The organism is Spirosoma flavus (assembly GCF_054778555.1).
The window spans coordinates 466,573-490,603 of sequence record NZ_BAAGZL010000004.1 but is presented as its reverse complement, the minus strand read 5'-3'; the positions used below and the strand labels follow the sequence as shown (position 1 = coordinate 490,603).

Annotated in this window: 13 protein-coding genes; 7 read left to right on the top strand and 6 right to left on the bottom strand. The window is 50.2% G+C overall.

Annotated features, from left to right (window positions below; translation table 11 throughout):
• Positions 1 to 46: 46 nt before the first annotated feature.
• The 5 genes from ACYVF1_RS22325 to cobA all read right to left on the bottom strand — a co-directional run bounded on the left by ACYVF1_RS22325 (position 47) and on the right by cobA (position 9,416).
• Complete coding sequence (locus ACYVF1_RS22325; RefSeq protein WP_461083016.1) at positions 47 to 1,507, bottom strand: rubredoxin; 1,461 nt, start codon at positions 1,505 to 1,507, stop codon at positions 47 to 49.
• A 43-nt stretch (positions 1,508 to 1,550) separates the two neighbouring features.
• Complete coding sequence (locus ACYVF1_RS22320; RefSeq protein ID WP_461083014.1) at positions 1,551 to 5,123, bottom strand: molybdopterin-dependent oxidoreductase; 3,573 nt, start codon at positions 5,121 to 5,123, stop codon at positions 1,551 to 1,553.
• A gap of 83 nt (positions 5,124 to 5,206) precedes the next feature.
• Positions 5,207 to 6,511: a NarK family nitrate/nitrite MFS transporter gene (locus tag ACYVF1_RS22315; RefSeq protein WP_461083012.1), complete on the bottom strand. Its 1,305-nt coding sequence runs from the start codon at positions 6,509 to 6,511 to the stop codon at positions 5,207 to 5,209.
• 135 nt (positions 6,512 to 6,646) lie between these two features.
• Complete coding sequence (locus tag ACYVF1_RS22310) at positions 6,647 to 8,170, bottom strand: alginate export family protein (RefSeq protein ID WP_461083011.1); 1,524 nt, start codon at positions 8,168 to 8,170, stop codon at positions 6,647 to 6,649.
• Positions 8,171 to 8,657: 487 nt separating this feature from the next.
• Positions 8,658 to 9,416, bottom strand: coding sequence for a uroporphyrinogen-III C-methyltransferase (gene cobA / locus ACYVF1_RS22305; RefSeq protein ID WP_461083009.1), 759 nt, complete (start codon positions 9,414 to 9,416; stop codon positions 8,658 to 8,660).
• 278 nt (positions 9,417 to 9,694) lie between these two features.
• Between cobA and nirB the strand changes: the two genes are divergently transcribed.
• The 6 genes from nirB (at position 9,695) to ACYVF1_RS22275 (ending at position 19,753) form a co-directional block, all read left to right on the top strand.
• The gene (nirB, locus tag ACYVF1_RS22300; protein WP_461083007.1) at positions 9,695 to 12,229 is read left to right on the top strand and encodes a nitrite reductase large subunit NirB; all 2,535 of its coding nucleotides are present in this window, start codon (positions 9,695 to 9,697) and stop codon (positions 12,227 to 12,229) included.
• A gap of 198 nt (positions 12,230 to 12,427) precedes the next feature.
• The gene (nirD, locus tag ACYVF1_RS22295; protein WP_461083005.1) at positions 12,428 to 12,781 is read left to right on the top strand and encodes a nitrite reductase small subunit NirD; all 354 of its coding nucleotides are present in this window, start codon (positions 12,428 to 12,430) and stop codon (positions 12,779 to 12,781) included.
• A gap of 15 nt (positions 12,782 to 12,796) precedes the next feature.
• Complete coding sequence (locus tag ACYVF1_RS22290; protein WP_461083003.1) at positions 12,797 to 14,281, top strand: ATP-binding protein; 1,485 nt, start codon at positions 12,797 to 12,799, stop codon at positions 14,279 to 14,281.
• Positions 14,282 to 14,301: 20 nt separating this feature from the next.
• Positions 14,302 to 14,970, top strand: coding sequence for a response regulator transcription factor (locus ACYVF1_RS22285; protein ID WP_461083001.1), 669 nt, complete (start codon positions 14,302 to 14,304; stop codon positions 14,968 to 14,970).
• A 241-nt stretch (positions 14,971 to 15,211) separates the two neighbouring features.
• Positions 15,212 to 18,175: a TonB-dependent receptor gene (locus tag ACYVF1_RS22280; protein ID WP_461082999.1), complete on the top strand. Its 2,964-nt coding sequence runs from the start codon at positions 15,212 to 15,214 to the stop codon at positions 18,173 to 18,175.
• Positions 18,176 to 18,364: 189 nt separating this feature from the next.
• On the top strand, positions 18,365 to 19,753 hold the full coding sequence (locus tag ACYVF1_RS22275; RefSeq protein ID WP_461082997.1) for an APC family permease: 1,389 nt from the start codon (positions 18,365 to 18,367) through the stop codon (positions 19,751 to 19,753).
• Between the two features lie 5 nt (positions 19,754 to 19,758).
• On the opposite strand, the gene ACYVF1_RS22270 is transcribed toward ACYVF1_RS22275, so the two are convergent.
• Complete coding sequence (locus tag ACYVF1_RS22270) at positions 19,759 to 22,317, bottom strand: GEVED domain-containing protein (RefSeq protein WP_461082995.1); 2,559 nt, start codon at positions 22,315 to 22,317, stop codon at positions 19,759 to 19,761.
• A 341-nt stretch (positions 22,318 to 22,658) separates the two neighbouring features.
• On the opposite strand from ACYVF1_RS22270, the gene ACYVF1_RS22265 reads away from it, so the two are divergent.
• Positions 22,659 to 24,020: a Gfo/Idh/MocA family protein gene (locus ACYVF1_RS22265; RefSeq protein WP_461082993.1), complete on the top strand. Its 1,362-nt coding sequence runs from the start codon at positions 22,659 to 22,661 to the stop codon at positions 24,018 to 24,020.
• Positions 24,021 to 24,031 lie beyond the last annotated feature (11 nt).

Below are 24,031 nucleotides of genomic sequence, written 5' to 3'. Positions count from 1 at the left end.
AGCAACGTAACGCGGCTCTGTTGCCAGTATAGTTGAGTTAAACAAACTATACTGGCAACAGAGCCGCGTTACGTTGCTCCATTTCCTGTTTCGGCGCATCACAAGTCGGACAGGTATAATTTGCGGGAAGCTGGTTAAAAGGGGTGCCGGGTGCAATGCTGTTACGTTCGTCACCGTATTGTTCGTCGTAAACGGTAAAGCAATGCGGGCATTGGTGTACTATTGCTACGTCAGCCAGCACCGGCTCAGTACGTTCCGGCTCCAGACGTATCGTTTCGCTGGTTTCAGTGGCACGGCGGGCGTTGAATTTCCGGCAAAGGCGGTGGAGTTGATTGGGTACGTGTAATTTGAACAACCCTTTTTCGAACAGGTGATACGTCCGGCTGTTAGGATTGAAATTCTCCGTGAAATAGATATCGTATCGATTGAACAAAGCCAGTTGGCCGATACGTAGCAACGGTCGCTGGCGAATCAGCACGGAACCGAAAACTTCCGATTTGGGGCGAGTCTGCACACCGAAGCATAGGCCAAACGTGCGCGTATCGTGCTTCTCGAAATACCGGACGATGTAATTTTTAAGTTGTGCGCCTTCGTCGGTATGGTCTTCTGTCTGCCAGGCCAGTTCGTTAGCCGCGTGACGCACGTTGATGTTGTGCTTACCCAATACGTACGACCACGCTGATCGGTCTTTTTCTTCGATACCTTTAATAATGAGCGACTTCCAAGGGGTTGTGCAGATTTCCCCGATACGTGTTTTCAGGCACAGGGCGCACACATCCAACAGAAAAGCAATCGAAAACTGCTCATCACGACGATACAACCCCAGCCACGAACGCTGACCATATCGATTAAAACCTTCGTAGTACGGCAGCGAAAATTCTGGCAAATCGACCTCCTGCGTAGCGGGCTGCGTAATAAATGACTGCCCCGACGTAACGGCCTTGTAAAGCGTATGCTCATCAAGGAATTGCCCTTCGAGCATCGCTTCTTCAACAGTTTTGGCGAGTCGGCCAATATCATTTGTATAAATCAACTGGGGCCAGCGAAACAAGACGTTGGTTTGCTTCGGACGAACGTAGAGGTACCAGAAATGCGGTTCAGGCGAGGCAATAAAATTCAGATTTCCCGTAAAAAACGGCGTAAAACTCTGGCTAAAATCAGAGAGATTAATTTTTAGACAAGGCTCATAATCAAACTGATCGAGAATCGTGTGGTATTCGCTCTCGCGCAGCCACGCTCCCGTCCGAAACACGTCTTCGCCACAATACGAACTGATGATGTTGGGATACTGCTCCGTGTTCGCTTCATAGGAAATTGACTGCTGTTTCAAGCTCTTTTCCAGCGCCCGCATATCTTCATAATGCACCGTCATCAACAACTGCTGACGTGCACCGAAACGCACCTTTCGAACGCCCGCTTCGTAAGCCAGCGTCAGTACGTTCTGCAAAGCTCCCGGCGCCACAATGCCACCGGGAAGATTGATTTTCAGGGTATAATAATCGCGCATGAGATTTAAAGAGCGAAAGAGCGAATGAGTGAAAGAACGAAGGCTACCGGATGGTTTCGCTCTTTCGCTCATTCGCTCTTTCAACATCCGTTGCGGCACTCATTGATTCTAAAATGCTACGTACTTCCGGCCGGCAAGAACCGCAACCGGTGCCCGCGCCGGTTTTCTGACAGAGTTGTTGAAAATCAGTGCAGCCCGCTTTGATGGCGCGTTCCAGATTTCCTTGACCGACAGTATTACACGAACAAACCAGCTTGCCTTCGACCGGATCGACTTTTTTGCTGGCACGTAGCAGTTGCAGGCGTTTTTCGGATAGCTCGATACCATTGGCAATCAGTTCACGGAATTCGGCGAATTCATTTTTATCACCAATCAGGATTGCGCCAACCAGTTTGTCGTGGTGAACGATACACTTTTTATAATACCGTTTCGCCTTGTCGATGAAAACGATTTCTTCGTAATCACGGTCGGGCGTTCCTGAACCCGTTACAGGCACTTCGGTTAAGCCCATGCTGCACAGGTGTAACCCTTCCATTTTCAGAATGCTGATCGCCAGACTTCCGCGATACGGCTGTGAAATATCACCGGCAATGTAGCGGGCTGCTACGTCGGCTTGTTGCTCGGCGGCTAACGTAATACCCCACATTTGGCCGTTCCATTGGGCCACCTCGCCAGCCGCAAAAATGTCAGGGTCAGAGGTTTGCATGTAATCATTCACTACTACGCCCCGGTTGCATACAAGTCCGGCATTGCGGGCGAGATCAATAGTTGGCACGGTACCGATGGCTATAACGACCGCCTGACAATCAATACGTTTACCGGAATTTAACGTAATACCTTCGACACGGTCGGTACCCAGAAATGTCTGAACTTCTTCGTTGAAATAAATGTCGATGCCCCGGTCAATTAATTCCAGATAAAGCAGTTCGCTGGCCAGCGGATCAAGTTGGCGTTCCATAAATCGACCTACCCGTTGAATCACCGTTACCCGAACGCCAATCTGACGTAGCGACGCAGCCAGTTCAAGGCCAAGTAATCCACCCCCAACAATAACCGTATGCGGCTCACCTGAAATGCCAGCTCGAGGACTCAAAAACGGCATGAGTGAATCCGCGTCGAGCCTTGACCGCATGTTGAAAATGCCAGGCAGCTTCGGGATTCCTTTGGGCATAAACGCACTACTACCCGTACCTAGTAACAGCTTATCGTAGTGATGTTCTACACCGTTCGTATCGACTACTACGTTAGCATTTCGGTCGATATGCGCAATGCCTATGCCTTTGTGAACGATGATGTTAGCTTCTTCAAACTGCTCCTCGCGCAACTTGACGAGTTGCTCCCACGACTGCGCTCCGCTGATGTAATCGGGAAGCAATACGCGGTTGTAGAATGGATAAATCTCTTTGGAAAAGACATGAATTTCGTCGTTGGCCGAAGTCGGGAGCGAACGATACGTATTAATGAAACCCAACCCAGCCGAACCAGCGCCAATAATGATGATCTTCTCGACCGGTTTCCGGTACGGTACTACGTCCACCGCCGAAAATTTAAAATCCGGCTCTTTAGAACGAGGGTCAATGAGCGCGTTCGTTACGTTGTTAGCTCGATTGAGGTTATTGCCGAGTCGTTTCCCCCAGTGCATCGGCAAAAAACAGAGTCCAGGTCGTACGTCTTCGGTTAGTTGTGCTTTTACACGTACCTCTCCCCGTCTGCTACGTACTTCTACCAATTGTCCTTCCTGAATACCACGAATACGGGCATCGTCGGGATGAATCTGTAAAAATGGCTGCGGACTATGTTGATTCAGTTTGGCTACACGTCCCGTTTTGGTCATCGTATGCCACTGATCGCGAATACGTCCGGTCGTAAGCACCAACGGGAAATCGCTGTCCGTCGGCTCCGACGTATTTTCATCGGGCAACGCATGAATCTGCGCCCGGCGATTCGCAGTGTAAAACTGGTTATCAGTAAACAGCCGCTTCGTCCCCTGCCCTTTACCCGCTGCCGAATACGGCCACTGAACAGTACGTTTCTGCTTCAGCAATTCATGACTGACGCCCGTAATATCAACGTTGGTCCCGGCGGTAATTTTGGCGTATTCGTCATAGACTTCTGCTACGTTGGTATAATTGAAATTGGCTTCAAAACCCATTTTCTGGGCAAATCGCCAGATGATTTCTGAGTCGGGCAGGGCTTCGCCGGGCGCGTCGAGTACTTTAGGAAGATAGGCAATCCGGCGCTCGGCGTTGGTCATCGTGCCTTCTTTCTCAAGCCAGGCGGCTGCCGGTAGTACTACGTCGGCAAACTGAACTGTGTCGGCGCGGTTCGATACGTCCTGCACGACCACAAAACGGGCTTTTTTCAAGGCCGCTTCCACCGTATTTACGTCGGGCATACTTACCATTGGATTTGTGTTGATAATCCAGATGGCTTTTAACGTACCGGCGTTCAGCGCGTCGAACATTTCGGTAGCGGTGAGGCCGGGTTTGTCGGCGATACGTACCGGCGTGTTCCAGAAGGCTTCAACTTCGGCACGGTGAGCGGCATTCGTCACGTCGCGGTGGGCGGGTAATACGTTCGCCAGACCGCCAGTTTCGCGGCCTCCCATCGCATTAGGCTGGCCGGTGAGCGAAAACGGACCGTTTCCGGGTCTGCCGATACGTCCCGTAATGAGGTGTAAATTAATGAGTGACAAATTCTTGTTCACGCCAACCACCGACTGATTCAATCCCATTGTCCAAAGCGATAGGAAGCCTTTCGAACGGCCAATCCAATCGGCTGTCTGGCGAATGTCGGCTTCCGAAACTCCACAAATTTCAGCCGCTTCGTCTATCGAACGTAGCATGACCTGCTCGCGATACGTAGTGAAACCGTCGGCATGGTTGGTAATGAAACCAAGATCAATATCCCCGTTTTCAATCAGCAGTCGACCGATGGCGTTGTTCAATACAATATCGGTGCCGGGGCGAATGGGCAGATGTAAATCCGACGAACGAGCCGTATCGGTACGTCGTGGGTCGACACAGATAATTTTTACGTTGGGGTTGGCAGCTTTGTGGGCTTCGATACGTCGCCAGAGAATCGGATGACACCAAGCTGGATTAGCACCCTGCACCAGAAAGAGGTCGGCTTCTTCGATGTCGTCGTAACAAACCGGTACCGAATCTTCGCCCAGCGACAATTTATAGCCGACTACTGCCGAACTCATGCACAAGCGCGAGTTGGTATCAATGTTATTGGAACCAATAAATCCTTTGATGAGCTTATTGACCAAGTAATATTCTTCCGTCAGGCACTGGCCCGATACGTAGAACGCGACCGAATCAGGGCCAAATTTCTCGATAAACGTTTTGAAAACGGCGGCCGTACGGTCCAACGCCGAATCCCAACTCACCCGCTGCATGGGCATCGACCGATTGAGCCGCATCTGCGGATACAGCAGCCGATCCGACTGGTCCATGACCGTGTAGTGCAGGTTCATGCCCTTCGAGCACAACATGCCCCGGTTCGACGGATGCTGCTTATCGCCCTCGACGGTCAGCCGGCCATTCGACTCCTGTTTGACCACGATTCCACAGCCAACACCACAATAACAACAGGTCGTTTGATGAGTCATAATTTTAATGAATAATGGACAATGCAGAATGAATAATGGGATCGGGCTTACGAATCATTATTCATTCTACATTATTCATTCAATTAAGCTGTTTGCAATTCCGTTTCGGCCACTTCTTCGACCACTACAGATTTATTGAAATTCACGAGAAAGAGAATCAGGCCGACGACGGCGACGAGGGAACCGATGTACATGAACGCCTGTCCGTAGCTAATCGACTGGGATTTGAACAGAAAGCCCATCAGCATCCCGCCAACGTTTCCGCCTGCGCCCACCACACCCGAAATGACACCTACGGCTTTCGGATTCACAAAGGGAACGATGGCATACGTACCGCCATTCGACATTTTCAGGAAGAGCGCAAACGTGAGCATCGACGCAATGGCCATAGGCAAACTACCGGCCTGTGAGAACAACATAATACCTAGTCCCTCAAGCAGTAGCATACTAGCCAGCAAAACTCCCTTGCCGCGCATGCCGTATTTATTCCCGACTTTATCGGCCACGATACCGCCCAGCGCACGGGCAAAAATGTTCATGAAGCCAAACAGCATGGCCCAGAAACCCGCTTCAGTTTCGGCCATTTTGAAGTTGTCGAAGAAATATAGTGCAGCCACACCGTCGAAGGTGATTTCCATACCGAAGCAACAAGCGTAGGCCAGTGCCAGCGCCCAAACACGAATGTCGGCGCAGGCTTTCCAGAAACTTACTTTCTCGCCTGTTGCGGTAGTACGTTCAATAGTTTCATAGTTGCCGTTTGGCGTATCGGTCGTAAAACGGTAGTACACGAACGCCATGATAAGCATCAGTCCCCCCGGCGCAATCATCGCCAAGCGCCACGCTTCGGATTTTGTGTAGCCAAACCCAACGATAGCTGCCATGATAACGGGCATCGCCAACTGCGTGATTCCACCGCCAAGGTTACCCCAGCCACCAGCCACCGCATTAGCCGTTCCTTTAATTTTCGGCGCAAACATGACCGACGTATGAAATTGCGTAATCACGAACGAGGCACCAATAACGCCAATCGCCAGCCGGAACAGCAGGAACGTAGTGTAATCATGCGCCAATCCGACTAGCATTACGGGCAATGAACCAATCGCCAGCAACGCCGTATAGGTTTTGCGAGGCCCCCACGTATCACACAGTTTTCCGATAATCAGGCGGGCGAAAATGGTAGCTGATACAGCCGCGATGATGGTATTGCCAACTTGTGGTTTCGTCAGGCCGAGGTCTGCCCGGATGGCGGGCATGAGTGGAGCCAGACCAAACCATCCGAAAAAGCAGACAAAGAAAGTGAACCACGTAATGTGGAACGTCCGCATCTGTATGTCTTTGAAACTGAAAATATTAAGCGATTCGAGTGGCTTATTCGTCGTTAGGTTCATGGTTGTATGTGTTTTTTAGGGCACCAACAGGCTCTGGCTGTTGGAATTGCCGGATGGATTGTAGCTACTGGGTTAGTCGCTGGCGCGACTCCGACATCGGACCACCGAAGCAGCCAGAGCCTGTCGGGGCCTTCATCACTTTTTAGATGCTAGAAAATCTGGGCGGATATTAATCATTAAGTATGCCCACGTACCGATTTTATCTTTCTGATTCATAGTGCCCTGTTTGGTGTATTCGAGCGTATTAGTGCCGTTCATGATAGCGTAGCCGCCCTCCAGCGTCGTGAATTTGTTGAGAGCATACGTAGCAATCAGATCGTATTCAACGCCCAGTTTTGAGGACAATGGCGTAGCAGGTGCTACGTCGGGAAGTTTGTTGAACGTAGTGTTGGCCAGCGCGAAATAATGCACATCGAACGTAGTGGTCAGGCGCTTTCCGGCGTATTTGAACTTCAGGAAAGCATCCTGCAAACCGCCCGCTGGTGAGCCCGTTCCGACGTAGAAGTAATCCATGTAGCCCCAATGCCGGTGTGGCGTACCGTAAAGCGGATCAAAGCGGCTGGTTTCGCCTGATCTGATACTCGTATCGTCATTACCCGACAGCACTTCATAACCTAGCCCAACGCTGAACACGCCACGCTGGAACATGACATTTCCGCCATAGTGATAGGCATTTTTGATTTGAAGCCCATCTCGATCACGACCGCTTTGCCCGTAGGTGAACACCTGCCACAAAACGGGCGTCGTTTTACCCGCTTGCCCGGTCAGCATAGCCCCATACGTAACGCGCGAGTTGGTACCCGACTGGTCGTAACGGCGCCCATATACGTAACCAGTCGTCGACGTACCGATGGAGTCAATTCGGTATTTCTGGAAATCGTCTTTAAAAACCAGCGCCGAGAATTTAGTGCTCTTAAACTTGCGCGTCAGATACGCCATCTGAAACGACTTGAACTGCTGATTCTGGCCGTTGGTACTCACCGCATTCGCTACAACTGGCGCACCACCTTTGCCACTCGTTGGGATAAATCCGACTGGCACTGACAACGTAACGTTTTGCGTCGAGAGGGCCGAGGTTGGTACGTTAGCGGGCGTGTAATACGTTCCGGCCACGCCAAACGCATCGGTATTCTGGTTAAAACCCACCCCAAGATCGAGCGCCCAGCCTTTGTGCTGCGCTTTTAGTAGAGCGGCATCAAATCGCCGTCCCTGTTGAAGCCAGTCGAGATTGCCTAGCAGCCGGACATCGTCGTAAACCAGTTCCTGCCGACCAATTTTAAGCGACAGGAAATCAATGGTTTTCGTGGCAATAGTTGAATCGGCCCGGTTGAGAAGCGTGAGATCGGCCCAGGCTTCGTGCACCATCAGTCGGTTACCGTCGGCGTTCGAGATGGTAGACGCATCCTGACCCCAAACCCGTACGTCCTGAACCGCTACGTTGAACGTAACACGATCCCATTTGTAGCCGAACGTAAGCCGCGCCCGCTGCGACGTAAAGGCCGCCATGGGACTATCTTTTGCGGGTAAATTGCCGACGCCGTTACGTAGCTCCGTACGGGTACGTAGCTGCCCAGTTAAGGAAAATTGCGCGTTGACTGGCCGCTGAAAACCAAGCGTCAGCCCGGCCAAGAGTGTTATAATTAGAAGATGATTTTTCATCGAAAATGATGGTTGACAGAAGAAAATCGGTGGAGAAAGCACACAGAATACCCAACCCACGTCAACGCGGCCCAAATCAGCGAGTTAGTACGTAAAAAAGCAGAAGTCAGGCAATGGGAAGAGCGTCGCTTCAATAAGCGTATGACCCGACTGGTGAGAGAAACGAATTTGCTTTACGCTGTTTTTTTCATTTTCTTTGAAACGTTTGTGTTTTTCGCATAGACAAACCCTGTTAGCCGGTCCAAAGGTGCCCCCACACCGGACCGGCTTTTTTACGTTTTCTGTTGTGTATTCGTGCCACCGAATCGTCGCGTAGCGACCAAATGTTTGTAGCTTGAAAGAATTCTCTGTAATCTCCCGTCGCGTAGCGACCTAACCAAACTGTATTGTTGTTGGGTCGCTACGCGACGGGAAACGCTATAATACACTTTTACTTCTACAAACATTAGGTCGCTACGCGACGATTCGGTTGGTCCAAACAGAAAACTCAATACGTCATTCCGGCTGTTCGCAGGCATTCCGCCAGATACGACGGATGCAACGTAACGACCTCGCCGATAATAAGCACAGCGGGTGCCCCCACACCCTGCTGCGCCACTAACTGAGGCATATTCCAGACCTGACCAACCACGCACTGCTCATCAGGGCGCGTCCCGTTCTGCACTACCGCCATCGGCACATTAGCCCGTCCGGCCCGGCAGTACATCGCACAAATTTCTTCCAGCTTACTCATGCCCATCAGCACCACAACGGTCGCTTTCGACTGAACGGCCAGTTGCAGATCGTCGGAGAGTTCGCCGGTACGTGTCGTTCCGGTAATGACCCAGAAACTCTCGCTGACGCCCCGGCACGTAACGGGAATTCCCTGCGAAGCCGGCACCGCAATACTGCTCGATACGCCCGGCACTACGTCGCACGGAATCCCATGTTCACGAGCATAGGCAAATTCTTCAAAGCCACGCCCAAATACGTAGGAGTCACCCCCTTTCAGACGTACTACGTGCCCATGTTCCTGCGCTAGCCGGACAATCAGACCGTTGATTTCATCCTGCGAAAACGACGCTTTTCCAGCCCGCTTTCCTACGTACATCGTCAACGCCTGTTCGGGCGCAAACTCCAGTAAACTATTGTTGGCAAGGTCGTCGTATAAAACGACGTCGGCTTGCCGAAGCGCCCTGATTCCTTTTAAGGTAATCAATTCGCCGTCGCCGGGACCCGCCCCCACGAGTGTTAGCTTTGGCTGCATCGGACTCTTTCGTTAATAGGTTAATAGTGGTATTGTACTATTATAGTCAAAAACAACTATATACTGTTTTCACTTCAAAAGTAGAGTGAAAATTCTTAAAAACAAGCTTTTTTTAAATAATTATCTTTCAAAACAGACTTATTAACAAATGTATTGTTAGGATTTAAAAAAAATACCGTTTAGTTTTGACCTGTCTTTTTGGGGAGGAAAAAGGCGTGATTATTAGAATAATACAATAATAAAATAGGGTTTTCACAATGTTATAGTTACTAATAACTATGAACACAAACACCAGCAAGCGTGTCGTTGTGATTGGCAATGGCATGGTGGGCTACAAATTCTGCGAGAAACTCGTAGCCAAACAAAAAGACAGGCATTATTTTACGCTGACGGTTTTTGGGGAAGAACCACGCGTAGCCTACGATCGTGTTCACCTGAGCGCGTATTTCGCGGGAAAAACCGCCGAGGATTTAACCCTCGCTCCGGCAGAATGGTACGCTGAAAACGGCATCAAGCTCCATCTCACCGACCCCGTTGTTGACATCGACCGGGAACGTAAAGAAGTGCGGTCGCATCACGGTCTGGTGGTGCCTTACGACTATCTGATTATGGCTACCGGTTCGGGCGCGTTTGTGCCCCCGCTGGCGGGCGTCGAAAAAGACGGGGTTTTCGTATACCGAACCATCGAAGACCTCGAACTCATTCAATCGTATGCACGTCGTGCGCGTAAGGGTGCCGTACTGGGCGGAGGTTTGCTAGGCCTGGAAGCGGCCAAAGCCCTGCTCGATTTGGGTCTGGAAGAAGCGCACGTCATAGAATTTGCGTCCCGGCTGATGCCCCGGCAGATTGACGACGCTGGTTCGGGGATTTTACAGAGCCAGCTTGAATCACTGGGTTTGAACATTCATCTTTCGAAAAGTACGCAGGAAATTACGGGCTACGATTGTATTACAGGCATGCAGTTTGCCGATGGCTCGCATTTGGAAGTGGATATGCTGGTGATTTCGGCAGGTATTCGTCCGCGTGATGAACTGGCTAAATCATCTGGGCTTGACACGCATCCTCGCGGGGGTATTCTCGTTGATAACTCGCTCAAAACGTCTGATCCCAGCATTTTTGCCATTGGCGAGTGTGCTGTGGCTCACCACATGATTTATGGTCTGGTTGCTCCCGGCTACGAAATGGCCGACGTAGTAGCGTCGCAATTGATGGGCGAAACGAAAGAATTCAAGCCTTTCGATATGTCGACTAAGCTCAAACTGATCGGCACTGACGTAGGTTCTTTCGGCGATCCATTTGCAAGTGAATCGGACGGCCGCACTCCAGCCTGTCGTACCATCGTGTACGAGAACAAAGCGAAGGGCGTTTACAAACGCATCAACGTTTCGGCCGACGGGAAAGAGTTGCTGGGCGGTATTCTGGTAGGCGACGCCGAGCAGTACAACATGCTTCTGCAAACCTGCAAGAATAAAACCATCCTGCCGCCTGACCCAGAAGACATTATTCTAGGTTCACGCGGTGGCGAAGAAGCGGGCGCGGGCGTTATGGGGCTACCCGACGATGCGCTCATCTGCTCCTGCGAAGCCATCACGAAAGCGATGCTCTGCCACGAAATCGGCGAGAATGGCCATACGACAGTCGATGCGCTGAAAAAATCGACCAAAGCCTGCACCGGTTGCGGAGGCTGCACTTCGCTAGTGAAAGACCTGATTCAGGGCGTGATGAAGGAGAAAGGTGTCTACGTCCGCAACATCATTTGCGAACATTTCAGCTATACCCGTCAGGAATTGCTCGATCTGGTGAAAATGAACGACCTGAAAACATTCACCGAAACGCTGAATCAGTTCGGACATGGCGACGGCTGCGAAGTTTGCAAACCAGCCGTGGCTTCCATTTTGGCGAGTTTATGGAATGAAAATATTCTAAAGAAAGACCGTGCTACAATTCAGGACTCGAACGACCGGTTTCTGGCCAACATTCAGAAAGGTGGTACGTATTCGGTGGTGCCGCGCGTGGCGGGTGGCGAAATCACACCTGAAAAGCTGATTGTGTTAGGACAGGTCGCGCAGAAATACGGCTTATACACCAAGATTACCGGCGGGCAACGTATCGATCTGTTCGGAGCGCACGTCGGCGATTTACCGAAAATCTGGGAAGAGCTGATTGCGGCTGGTTTTGAGAGTGGTCATGCGTATGGTAAATCGTTACGTACTGTGAAAAGCTGCGTGGGTAGTACGTGGTGTCGCTTTGGTGTACAAGATTCTGTTACGTTCGCTGTGGAGCTGGAAAACCGATACAAAGGATTACGATCACCCCACAAGTTGAAATCGGGCGTATCGGGTTGCACGCGTGAGTGCGCTGAAGCGCAAAGCAAAGATTTTGGCATTATTGCTACCGAAAAAGGCTGGAACCTCTACGTCTGCGGCAACGGTGGTATCAAACCCCAACACGCCCAACTGCTGGCGTCGGATGTTGATAAAGAAACCTGCGTCCGGTTTCTCGACCGGTTCCTGATGTTCTACGTAAAAACGGCTGATCCCCTCACCCGTACCGCTACATGGCTGAACAAGCTGGAAGGCGGCATGACGTACCTGAAAGCTGTAGTCGTTGACGACGTACTGGGCATCTGCGCCGACCTGGAACGCGAAATGCAACTCATTGTCGATACGTATGCCTGTGAGTGGAAAGAAGTTGTTGAAAGCCCCGACCTCCGCCGACGCTTCACCCACTTTGTGAACGCCCCCGAAGTAAAAGACCCCACCGTTCAATTCGAACCCCTGCGCGACCAAGTGCGCGCGAAGGAGTGGGCGTAGGCTCCGACAGGCTCTGGCTGTCGGAGCCTGTATTTGTCTCAGACAGCATCTTGCCGTCTGAGACAATCTTACTACGTAACACAAGTAAGTAACTCCAAGCCATCCGGCAATTCCGACATCGGACGGCACGGGCCGCCCCGCGCCGAAGCGGCCAGAGCCTGTCGGAGCCTAATGACAACCTGATAACCAAAATCAAACATGGAAGCTCTTGAAATAAACACCGATAAAGTAACCTGGCACCCCGCGTGCCGTGTCGAGGATATTCCTCAGGACGGGGGCGCTTGTGCGCTGATCGACGGGCGGCAAATTGCTATCTTTAACTTTGCCCGACGGGGCGAATGGTACGCTACCGACAACGAATGTCCGCATCGACAGCAGATGGCCCTTGGCCGGGGTATGATTGGCAGTCAGGGTGAGGAGCCGAAAGTGGCCTGTCCGTTTCACAAACGAACCTTTTCGCTCAAAACCGGCCATTGCCTGAACGACGACGGCTATCGAATCAATACGTTTCCTGTTAAGGTTGAACAGGGCGTTGTGTACATTGGCGTGTGATAAATACAGAAGTTTATGAGTCAGCTTGATCAGCAGGTAGCCCGCCGATTGACCCGGTTTTACATGATTGCGCTTGCCGTCATTGCCGTGCTGTCGTTGAGCGGGCTGCTGTTTATCAAACGTACCATCAGCAATCACTACGACGATAGCCGGGTCGTGAACGTAGCAGGCCGGCAACGGATGCTAAGTCAGCGGCTCACGAAACTCGCCCTGATGCGTAGTACAGGCTTGTCAACGGTTGATACGGCGTCGTTTGATTCGCTGCTACGTAGCTGGGGGCAAACACACATTCAGCTACGTAATGGTACGTTGATGATGGAAAAGGCGTATTCCGTTCGGAAAAGCGCGCGGCTGGATAGCATGTTCGTCAGGATTGAGCCGTATTTTCAGTCGATGTACAAGGCGTTTGAACGTATCGGCAAACCGCAGCAAACGTCTGCTGAAAAACAGGAAGCGTTACGTATCATTCTGCGGGATGAACTACCGTTTCTGCAACAGATGAACGACATCGTGTTTCAGATCGATACCGAAAGTTTTGAGCGGGTGAAAACGCTGGAACGTATCGAATGGCTGCTGACGGGTGCTACGTTGCTGGTTTTGCTGATTGAAGGATTATTCATTTTTCGACCGGTGGTGAGCCATACCAGGCACGTCATTAACAAACTCACTACGTCCGAAAAAGCGCTGCAAACCACTAATAATCAGTTAGCCATTGCCAATCACGAACTGGAAGCCACCAATCAGAATCTCGCTACGTCGAATCGAAAACTCGTTGATACACAAGCTGAACTGCTACGTACCACCGAAGAAAAATACGAATTGCAGCGGGCCGAAGACACGGTACGTTCGGCAGCACTGCTCGAAGGTCAGGAAGAAGAACGACGACGGTTTGCCCGCGAGCTTCACGATGGTATCGGCCAGATGCTGACGGGTCTGAAATTACATGCCGAGAAGCTGAAATCCGGCCCAATGGCGGACGAAAAACAACGCGCCCGCTTCGCTGAACTCTGCGACTTGATTTACGAAACTATCCAGACAACCCGGCAGATTTCGTACAACCTTATGCCGTCGACGCTCAGCGATTTTGGCCTGGCTGCTACGTTACATCTTCTGGCCGAACAAACCGCTCGTTCATCGGGTATCGACATTATTTTTGAGGGCAGCCAGCCAACACAGCGTTACGTTCCGGTTATGGAAATTGGCTTGTATAGGATTGCCCAGGAAGCGCTGAACAACGCCATAAAATACGCCGGAGCACAAATGATACGTATTACGTTGCAGCAGAAGGGCAAGCGCCTGATTTTGGCAGTTATTGACAACGGGAAAGGGTTTTCCGTCAAAAGTAAATCGGATAGTAACCGTCCGTTATCAGTGGTTAACGGTCTGGATAACATGCGAACGCGTGCCCGGCTGCTCGGTAGTGAGTTAAGTATTACGTCTAAACCCAAAAAAGGCACAACCGTTGAGGTTATTGTCAATTTATCTGATAGTTTACAGTGAGAAGTTAAAACAGGAAAGCTATGTCGATACGTATTTTGGTGGCCGATGACCATTCTGTCGTTAGGAAAGGGATTCGAACCTTGCTCGAAGACGAGTCCGACATGCAGATCATCGGAGAAGCGGCCGATGGCGACGAAGCCATTGAAATGCTGTCGCAAACGGAACCAGACGTATTGCTGCTCGATATTACAATGCCGCGCATGTCGGGCATCGAAGCACTGAAAGTTGTGTCGCAGCAGTATCCGCGCGTCCGGACGCTGATGTTCAGTATGCACAACAATCCGGATTATATTCTGAAATCTGTTCAGCATGGCGCGGCTGGTTATATTTTGAAAGACACCAATCAGGAAGAGATTTTGCTGGCAGTACGTACCATCGTCAACGGCGATTTGTATTACCCGCCCAATGCATCGTCGGTTATCATTCGCAATCTGATGCAGGTAAGCAGTACAATCCCTAAATCAGATCTCCCTACACAACCCAAAAGGCCATCTGTCTGGCAAAAAATAACGTCTCGTGAAGCTCAGATTCTGTCCTGTCTGATTGATGGATTGAGCAGTATAGAAATCGCCGAGCGCTTCGGTATTAGTCCCAATACGGTGGCGAATCAACGAGCGAGTATTATCCGTAAAGCCGGTGTTAAAAACACAGCCGATCTGATTCGAATTGCTTTGGAAGACAGAAAATAGTTACAAAGTTGTAGAGTTATAAGGTTATATAGTTGGCTGCTCACGCTGTAAAACTGTGCAACCTTATTACTATACGACTTTGTAGCTATCAAAACAATTGCAAGAAATTTTTGTACGAAACGCAGACTTACTGTATGTTTATCTCCAAAGTTAAATTTGGGCTGTCCTGTACACTAACTTATAACCGCATATGCAAAAAACGATTACTAAATCATTACTTTTCTGGAGCTTTTGTTGCTTAATGAGCCTCTCTGCCCTTGCGCAGACACGTATCGCCGGAAAAGTCGTCGACGAGAAGAAAAATGAGCTGGCTGGTATCAGCATCGCCGTTAAAGGCAAAGTAATCGGCACTATCACTGATCAGAAAGGGAATTTTTCGCTCACCACCAATACGGCAGCGCCATTTACCATTGCTGTAACGGGTGTTGGCTTTCAAACGCAGGAAATTGCGATCAACGGCAACCAAACCGACCTGAATATTAGCCTGAAAGAGCAGGTAATTCAGGGACAGGAAGTTGTAGTATCGGCGTCGCGCGTGGAAGAGAGCGTGTTGAAGTCGCCGGTATCAGTCGAACGGTTGGATATTCGCTCGTTTCAGAACACACCTTCGGCTTCGTTTTATGATGCGCTCCAGAATATCAAAGGCGTTGACATGAATACGCAGAGCCAGACGTTCAAATCGGTTAACATCCGCGGATTTGGCTCGAACGGGAATACGCGGGTTGTTCAGATGCTCGATGGCATGGATAACCAGGCGCCGGGTCTGAACTTTTCGGTCGGAAATATTGCCGGTGTTTCGGAACTGGACCTTGAAAGTGTTGAATTGCTGCCGGGCGCGGCATCGGCTCTGTATGGCCCTAATGCCATCAATGGTTTATTGCTGATGAACTCGAAGAGTCCGTTTCTGTATCAAGGCTTAAGTGCCTATGTGAAAACGGGTGTCATGAACGCCAGCAATCGCTCTACGGCAACCACGCCTTTTTATGACGCTGCTTTCCGGTACGCTAAAGCGTTCAACAACAAATTTGCGTTCAAAGTAGGGGTTTCGTACATAGCTTCGAAAGACTGGCAGGCCACGGACTACCGCGATCAGAGCTTTTCGAATGGCTTTACGCTGGACAACGGTACCCGCGAGAATAATCAGGGGTACGATGGCGTCAATATCTACGGCGATGCCAGCGCCAATATTTACTCATCACTTTTAGGCAATGGCACTCCCGGAACCGGTGCTAACGGTACGTCGGCTTTGCTGGGAGCGATCGCTACAACGCAGATTGCGCAGGCAGGTAACCGCACACTACCGCAGATTACGGGTCTTACTCCCCTCCAGATTTTCAACAACGTTGTTCCCAATCTGAACATCTCACGGACAGGCTATCTGGAACGTGATCTGGTGAATTACGACGCCACAAACCTGAAACTAAATGGTGCGCTGCATTATCGGATCAATGAGAACGTAGAAGCCATTCTTCAGGCCAACTGGGGAACCGGAACAACCGTATACACGGGTGCCGACCGGTATTATATCAAAGGGTTTATGCTGGGTCAATACAAACTCGAATTACGTGGGTCTAATTTCTTCGTTCGGGCTTACACAACGCAGGAACGTTCAGGCGATGCCTATGCTACGTCGATTTTAGGACAGGGCATTAACGAAGAATGGAGCGGCAGCGTAGCAAAGTGGTTTCCAACGTTTTTCGGGACATACGGCCAAAATGCGCTGACAAGCTATGCTGGAGCGTATCTGACGGCATTAGGAACTGGACAGGCACCGGCGGCTGCCTTGGCCGCTGCCAATAGCTACATTGCCAGTCAGCAGGCGGCTTTATTGAATCAGGCCAGAGGTGCGGCTGACCAAGGTCGCTATCTGCCCGGCACTCCCGAATTTGATCGGGCTCTGAACAACGTAACAGGCCGTCCAATTCCGGGAAATGCAAGTGGCGTGGGTGCTAAGTTCCTGGACAAAACGAACCTCTATCACGGTGAGTTTATGTACAATTTCAGCAAGGCAATCAGCCCCAAAATCGTTGAACTGATTGTTGGTGCAAATTTCCGGCGGTATGCGTTGAACTCGGAAGGTACGTTGTTTGCCCGCGACGAGAGCGGTAAAGAATTCAACATCGACGAATACGGTGCTTACGCGCAGGCCTCCAAAACCATCGCCGACGTATTGAAACTGACGGGTTCGTTACGTTACGACAAAAATCAGAACTTCAAAGCGCAGGTTAGCCCCCGCTTATCGGCCGTTTTAACAGTGTCGAAAGTGCATAATTTCCGGGCGTCGTTCCAGCGCGGTTTCCGCATCCCGACCAATCAGGATCAGTACATTGATTTGAATACGCCATCGGCACGCTTGATTGGCGGATTGCCTTTCCTGAAGCAACGGTATAACTTCGCCAACAATCCGACGTATACCCTTCAATCGGTACAGGCGTTTGGCGCTACGTTGCAGCAGGGTGGAGCGGCCGCTTTACCGCAAGCCCTTGCGCTGCTAAAACCCACGGTTGATCCCGGTTACGACCCTGAGCGTGTAGAAACATACGAAGTGGGTTATAAAGGTTTACTGGGCAATAAATTATTTATCGACGCTTATTACTACTACAACCGTTTCCTGAATTTCCTGGGTAGCCAGGTAGTGGTACAGCCAACAACGCCAATTAGCGCTGCTAACCCGCAAACGGCACTTCAGTTGATAAACGGTGCCACCCGTAGCGTGTATTCATATCCTGTAAACTCGCCAACGCAGGTAAAAAATGCAGGCTGGGCGATCGGTTTAGACTATTTGCTACCTGCTAATTATACAATCGGTGGTAACGTATCATCGAATTATCTGGTCGATGAAGGTGAGCTTCCAACGGGTTTTGTTACGTTCTTCAATACGCCCAAGTACCGGTATAATCTCTCCTTTGGAAATCGCAACGTAGGCGGGTCGGGCTTTGGCTTTAATATCGTATACCGGGCGCAGGATGCTTTCCTCTGGGAGGGTAGTTTTGCTAACACCGAAGCGACGGGCCGTAGACAAACCATCGTACCGGCCTATAGTACACTGGACGCTCAGATCAGCAAAAAACTTACGGGTATTAAATCTATCCTGAAAATTGGCGGTACCAACCTGACCGGAACACTCTATCGTCAGGCATGGGGTAATCCACTTGTCGGGTCGATGTATTACATCAGCCTGAATTTTGATCAGCTGATGAATTAAGCGGCTACTGAATCCTCAAGAGACCGTTTGAGTTAACTCGAACAAATTCGTAACCCTCGCTGCCGATACGTATCGGCAGCGAGTTTTTTTTGTGGCCGTCCCGTATAGAAAACCGAACTTTTAGGTCACTTCTGTCCGTTGCCCGATAGTCTGATTAATCGTTTTCATCCGTCTTGCTTTCTTACGCTATTGATTAATTCTACACCTCCGCCTTCCGATCCCGATCAAAATCCATCACCTTCTGAACAGGCCCTACCGCGTCGGCTGACCTTGTTGCAGGGTACGGCGCTGAACATGATCGATATGGTGGGAATTGGACCCTTTGTGGTGTTGCCGCTGGTTATCAAAACACTGGGCGGGCCACACTTTCTATGGGCCTGGGTGCTGGGAGCAGTCGTTTCGTTAATCGACTCGTTTATCTGGGCGGAATTAGGCGCGGCTTTTCCGCAGGCTGGAGGCAGTTATAATTTCCTGAAAATCTCCTACGGCGAGCAGCGTTGGGGTCGCCTGTTTTCCTTTCTCTACGTCTGGCAAACACTTATTCAGGCTCCATTGGTTGTGGCATCCGGCGCTATCGGATTTGCCCAATACGCATCGTACCTTATGCCGCTAGAAGAATGGCAACGAAAAGCCGTATCGGGCGGCATTGTGTTGGTAATCATCGCTTTGCTTTATCGAAAAATCGACTCGATCGGCAAAATCGGGCTGATCATGTGGGGAGCCGTACTGCTCACGCTGGGGTGGATTATTGTGGGCGGACTGAGTAACGCCCGCATTCCGCTTGCCACTACGCTGGAGGGCATGGGTTCTGTGAGTGGCGGTTTACTGGCTGCGGGGTTAGGACAGGCTTCCGTTAAGACAATTTACTGTTATTTAGGGTATTACAACGTCTGCCATTTGGGTAGTGAAATCAAGCAGCCGGCCCGCAACATTCCGGCGAGTATGTTTATTTCCATCGTTGGTATTGCGGGCTTGTATCTGCTCATGAATATCAGCGTAGTGAGCGTAGTGCCCTGGCAAATTGCGCAAAACAGCGATTTCATTGTCAGTACGTTCGTTGAAACGCTGTATGGCCCCGGAGCAGCCCGATTGGCTACGGTACTGGTTTTGCTGGTGGCTTTTTCATCATTATTTGCCGTATTGCTTGGTTATTCACGGGTTCCGTATGCGGCTGCGGCCGATGGTCAGTTCTTCCCAATTTTCGCCCGTTTACACCCCACCCGACAGTTTCCATACGTATCGCTGCTATTTCTGGGCGGACTAGGCTTCGTTTTTAGCCTGCTGTTTCGGTTGGGCGACGTAATAACGGCCATTCTAGCCATGCGTATCGTCATCCAGTTTGTTGGGCAGGCCATTGGATTGCTCATTCTTCACAACCGTCGAGCCAGTGCTACGTTCCCGTTCCGAATGCCGCTCTACCCGTTACCGGTGTTGCTGGCAATCAGTGTCTGGCTGTTTATTTTCTTCTCTACCGGCATTACGTTTATGACATCAGGACTAATTGTCATCGGCATAGGAACAGTCGCGTTTCTGATTTCATCGGCCTTCCGAAAGCGGTGGCCTTTTTTATCTACGTAGCGACATCAGGGAACTGCCTGTAAATCAACAAAGAACACGTCATCTTCCCCGTTCAGATTATTGGCAGCGGAAGTCATAGCTCCGGGGCGGGAATCAGGATCAGGGGTTACCGAGGACCATATCTGAGCCGCATTTCGAATATAACCCTCCGTTTTAACGGTCGCTCTGAATACAATATCCACTTTCGAATTGGCAGGCAGGGCACCGATTTCTGCCTCAACGATGGTATAGTTTGGGCCACTCCCGACAATACTTATATCGGGAAGATTGGTCATCGGAATCAAGTTAAACAACGTATCACGAACTACTACCCTACCGGCGCTCATACCTCCCTGATTAGAAACATTAATGGTAAACGTAACAGGCTGATTAATAGCGACGATACGTTGATTGACGGCCATTGTTAACGATAAATCAGCCTGGGTTGGATCAGAGACAGGCTGATTTGAAACCGTTGCTGGCCGGGGTGCCGGGTTAGGATTAGGCGAAACATACAACGTATCGGAGAGAGTAGCCGTTCGGAAATCAAGCGTAGCCGTATCGTCCTGACCATCCTCCGTTCCCGAACCGGGCTGACTGTCGGGGTCAGTCTGGTCGCTACTTAAAATCTGGACCGAGTTTCGATACGTACCGGTGCGTGTAGCCTGAACCTGATACGTCATCGTAATACTTTGCCCGGCCGCTACCGAAAGACTATTGATGGCACGTAGCGAATTGGCCGAAGCTGCTACGTTCGAAGAACCGCTCACAAACGTCATTCCGGGTGGCAATTGATTTTCCCACTGAATACCAGTTGCGTTATCCGGACCATTGTTACGTATAATTAACGAGTAACTAACCGGCTGATTATCAAAAGCAATACGTCTGTCTGCCTGCAACGATACACTCAGATCGGCTACGGCCGGGGCGTCTATCTTAAGCTGATAATCTTCCGCTTCGCCCCAGTTATAGGCACCGCACGGATCAGCAGGAATGGCGTTATAATTGACGATAATGCGAAGGGGAATCGTACCGCTCGTCAAGCTCGCGGGTAGGGTGAGCGATCCAGCAAACTGATTGCTCTGTGCCGCTACTAGCGTCTGAAATACTTTTTCTTCATTCGAATCAAACTTACCGTTCTGATTGATGTCGACCCAAATGGTAACGCCTTCTTTATAGGTTGACGATATGAGTGTTCCAGAAAACGGATACGTCTGACCGGGCATTACCGTGGCAACCGTTGTAAACGATCTATAACTTCCGGAAGCACAACCAGAATTCTGACTCAGGCTGATGTTATTAAATTTAAAAGCGGCCAGTCCATCACCCGACGAACAACCGGCTGAAAAACTTGGTCGGCAGGTGGGCGTTGTGAAGCTGACAACGGTGCTGAAACCAGTTGTGGTATTGTTGGATGGCTTAACCCGATAATAGTACGTAACAACGTTGCTCGTTTTCGTATCGGCAAACGTAGTGGTGTTAGCGGCCACTCCGCCAATCGGTAAAAAGCCACTCGTTGGCGACGTAGAGCGTTCGATAAAATACCCCATTTCGTTGGTAGCGTTGTCTTGCCAGGTCAGCGTTACGACGCCGTTTACCAACGTAGCGACCAGATTACTCGGAGCCGCAGCGTTGGCTGGCGGATACGTCAGCGAATAGGCCGTGTGGCTCTGACGTAGCGCCAGAGCGGTTTGCATTCGGTCGTACTGGCCGGGGGTGAAATCATGGGTACAGCCATAGTAATATGACATCAGATTTGAAATCGATGGCGAATAGGGGTCATTATTGGCGTCACGCGCTGTACTGGCTGGGTCATACCGCGGGCATCCATTCGCGTCGTACGTAAGTTTGGCGCCGGCTGTATTGTTCGGATCGGCGGGGGTATCGCATAGCAGATCACCAGCGGTTGCACAGTTAGCCCCCTGCCCTCTCGTCACTTTTTCGTCAGTAACTGATGTGCCGTTCGAACTCCCAAACGTATGGATCAGGTTGAAGTTATGGCCTAGTTCGTGCGGCACCAACCGATAAGCCATATCATCCACATTCCACGACTCATTCAGTATAAACGAGCGTGTCGACTGAACGTTATTGGCCGGATAGTAAGCGTATCCTCCCGCACCAGACTCAAAACTATTGACGTAGTATTGATTCAGTGCATTGGATACGTCGTGCCCCTGCGTAACGATTCGTTCGTCCGTAAAACTGTTATACTGGTCTGTATTATCGATGTAATCGGGTGTGTTGCCCGCAAAATAAAATTGAATACCGTATCCGTTGAACAAATAATACCGGTTGGTAATCGCAATGACCTGGTTGATCGTTGCGATGGTTGCGCCCCCTGTTCCATCGCTCCGGCGCAGAATATGCGGCCGGATAGGTACATAGGTTATGCTGTTGAATGTGCCATGGGTAGCCTGTTTAGTCCGCAATGCAAAAATTGACTGTTTTTCAAGTTCTTGCCGTGCGGCCGGCATTAATTCAACTACGTCACATGTAGCAATAACGGGTTCACTCCGCTGGGCAAATAATTGCCCTTTGATTGGGATAGATACGAGTACAATAAGGCCAAGTAGCGGTTTGAGCATACGCAAATGTTACTATTTTCTATATAACGGTTCATAAAATAAGGCGTTTAAAATCAACAAGTTACGTCTAATTAACTAAAACACATAAATAGCAAAAAGGGCTAAATCTCAAGCGAGCATTTATTAAAAGGTATTTTCTACGAGAATGTGTAACTGTAAAGATGTATACTATAAAGTTGTGAAGTTGGGTAACGCTAAAATCCTATCTACGCTGTAACTAACTATACTACCCTATAATTTTATAATCCTACAACTTTATAACTACACTACCCAGACTAGTAAATTCGAAACCTTATTCGCTTTTTATCAGGCAATTCTCTCAACCAAATTTTGTAACCGATATGACCAACGAATCAAATCAGGACCGGCGGGACTTTCTGAAAACTTCCGGCCTGCTAACGGGCAGTGCGCTTCTGAGCAGTCTGCCCTTCCAGACGAAAGCTTCTCCGGGGTATCATTTCTCGGCAAACGATACGATTAAAGTAGCCCTGATTGGCTGTGGTGGACGCGGTACTGGTGCTGCTCAGCAAGCCCTGAGCACGAAACAGAACGTACAGATTGTGGCGATGGCCGATGCCTTCCGGGATCGTTTGGATGATTCGTATCAGAACATCAACAACTTCCTGACGGCGAAGAACCTGAAAGCGCCGGACGGATCGTCGAAACTGAACGTACCGGAAGACCACAAATTCGTTGGTTTCGATGCCTACAAACAGGCAATGGCCCTGGCCGACGTAGTGATTCTGGCAACACCTCCCGGTTTTCGTCCGAGCCATTTCGAGGAAGCCGTTAAGCAGAGCAAGCAAATTTTCATGGAGAAACCGGTAGCCACCGATGCGCCGGGTGTTCGCCGGGTGCTGGCTGCTGCCGAAGAAGCGAAAAAGAAAAAACTGAACGTAGTGGTTGGTTTACAGCGGCATTATCAACCCAGCTACCGCGAAATGATCAAGCGCATTCACGATGGTGCTCTGGGTGATATCGTTGGCGGACAGGTTTATTGGGTGAGCGGTGGCGTGTGGCACAAGCCTCGTAAACCGAACCAGACCGAAATGGATTACCAGATGCGTAACTGGTATTACTTCAACTGGCTTTGTGGCGACCATATTAACGAGCAGCATATTCACAACATCGACATAGCCAACTGGGTGAAAAAAGGATATCCGGTTTCCTGCCAGGGCACGGGCGGCCGTCAGGTACGTAACGGCAAGGAAGACGGCGAAATTTTCGATCACCACATCGTTGATTTTACGTATGCAGATGGTACGACGATCAACAGCCAGTGCCGCCATTATGAAGGTACATACAGCCGCGTCGATGAGATGTTTCTGGGTACGAAGGGCAAAATCGAAGGCATTGAAAAGAAAGCCAGTGCTTTGATGGGATACAATGGACAGCCAATCTTTAGCTACAATGCCAAAGCCGACGGTAACCCGTATCAGATTGAGCACGACGAACTATTTGCCGCCATCGCCAAAGGTGAGTACAAATTCGCCGATGCCGAAAACGGTGCTAAAAGCACAATGACCGCCATTATGGGACGTATGGCAACGTATTCGGGCAAAGTGGTGAAGTGGGAAGAAGCCCTCAATTCGCAAATTGACCTTTTCCCCGCAACACTAGCTTGGGATGCCCAACCCAAAAGCCTTCCCGATAAAGACGGTTTCTACCAGATCGCCGTTCCGGGCAAGACGATAGCCGTGTAGAGACACGACGT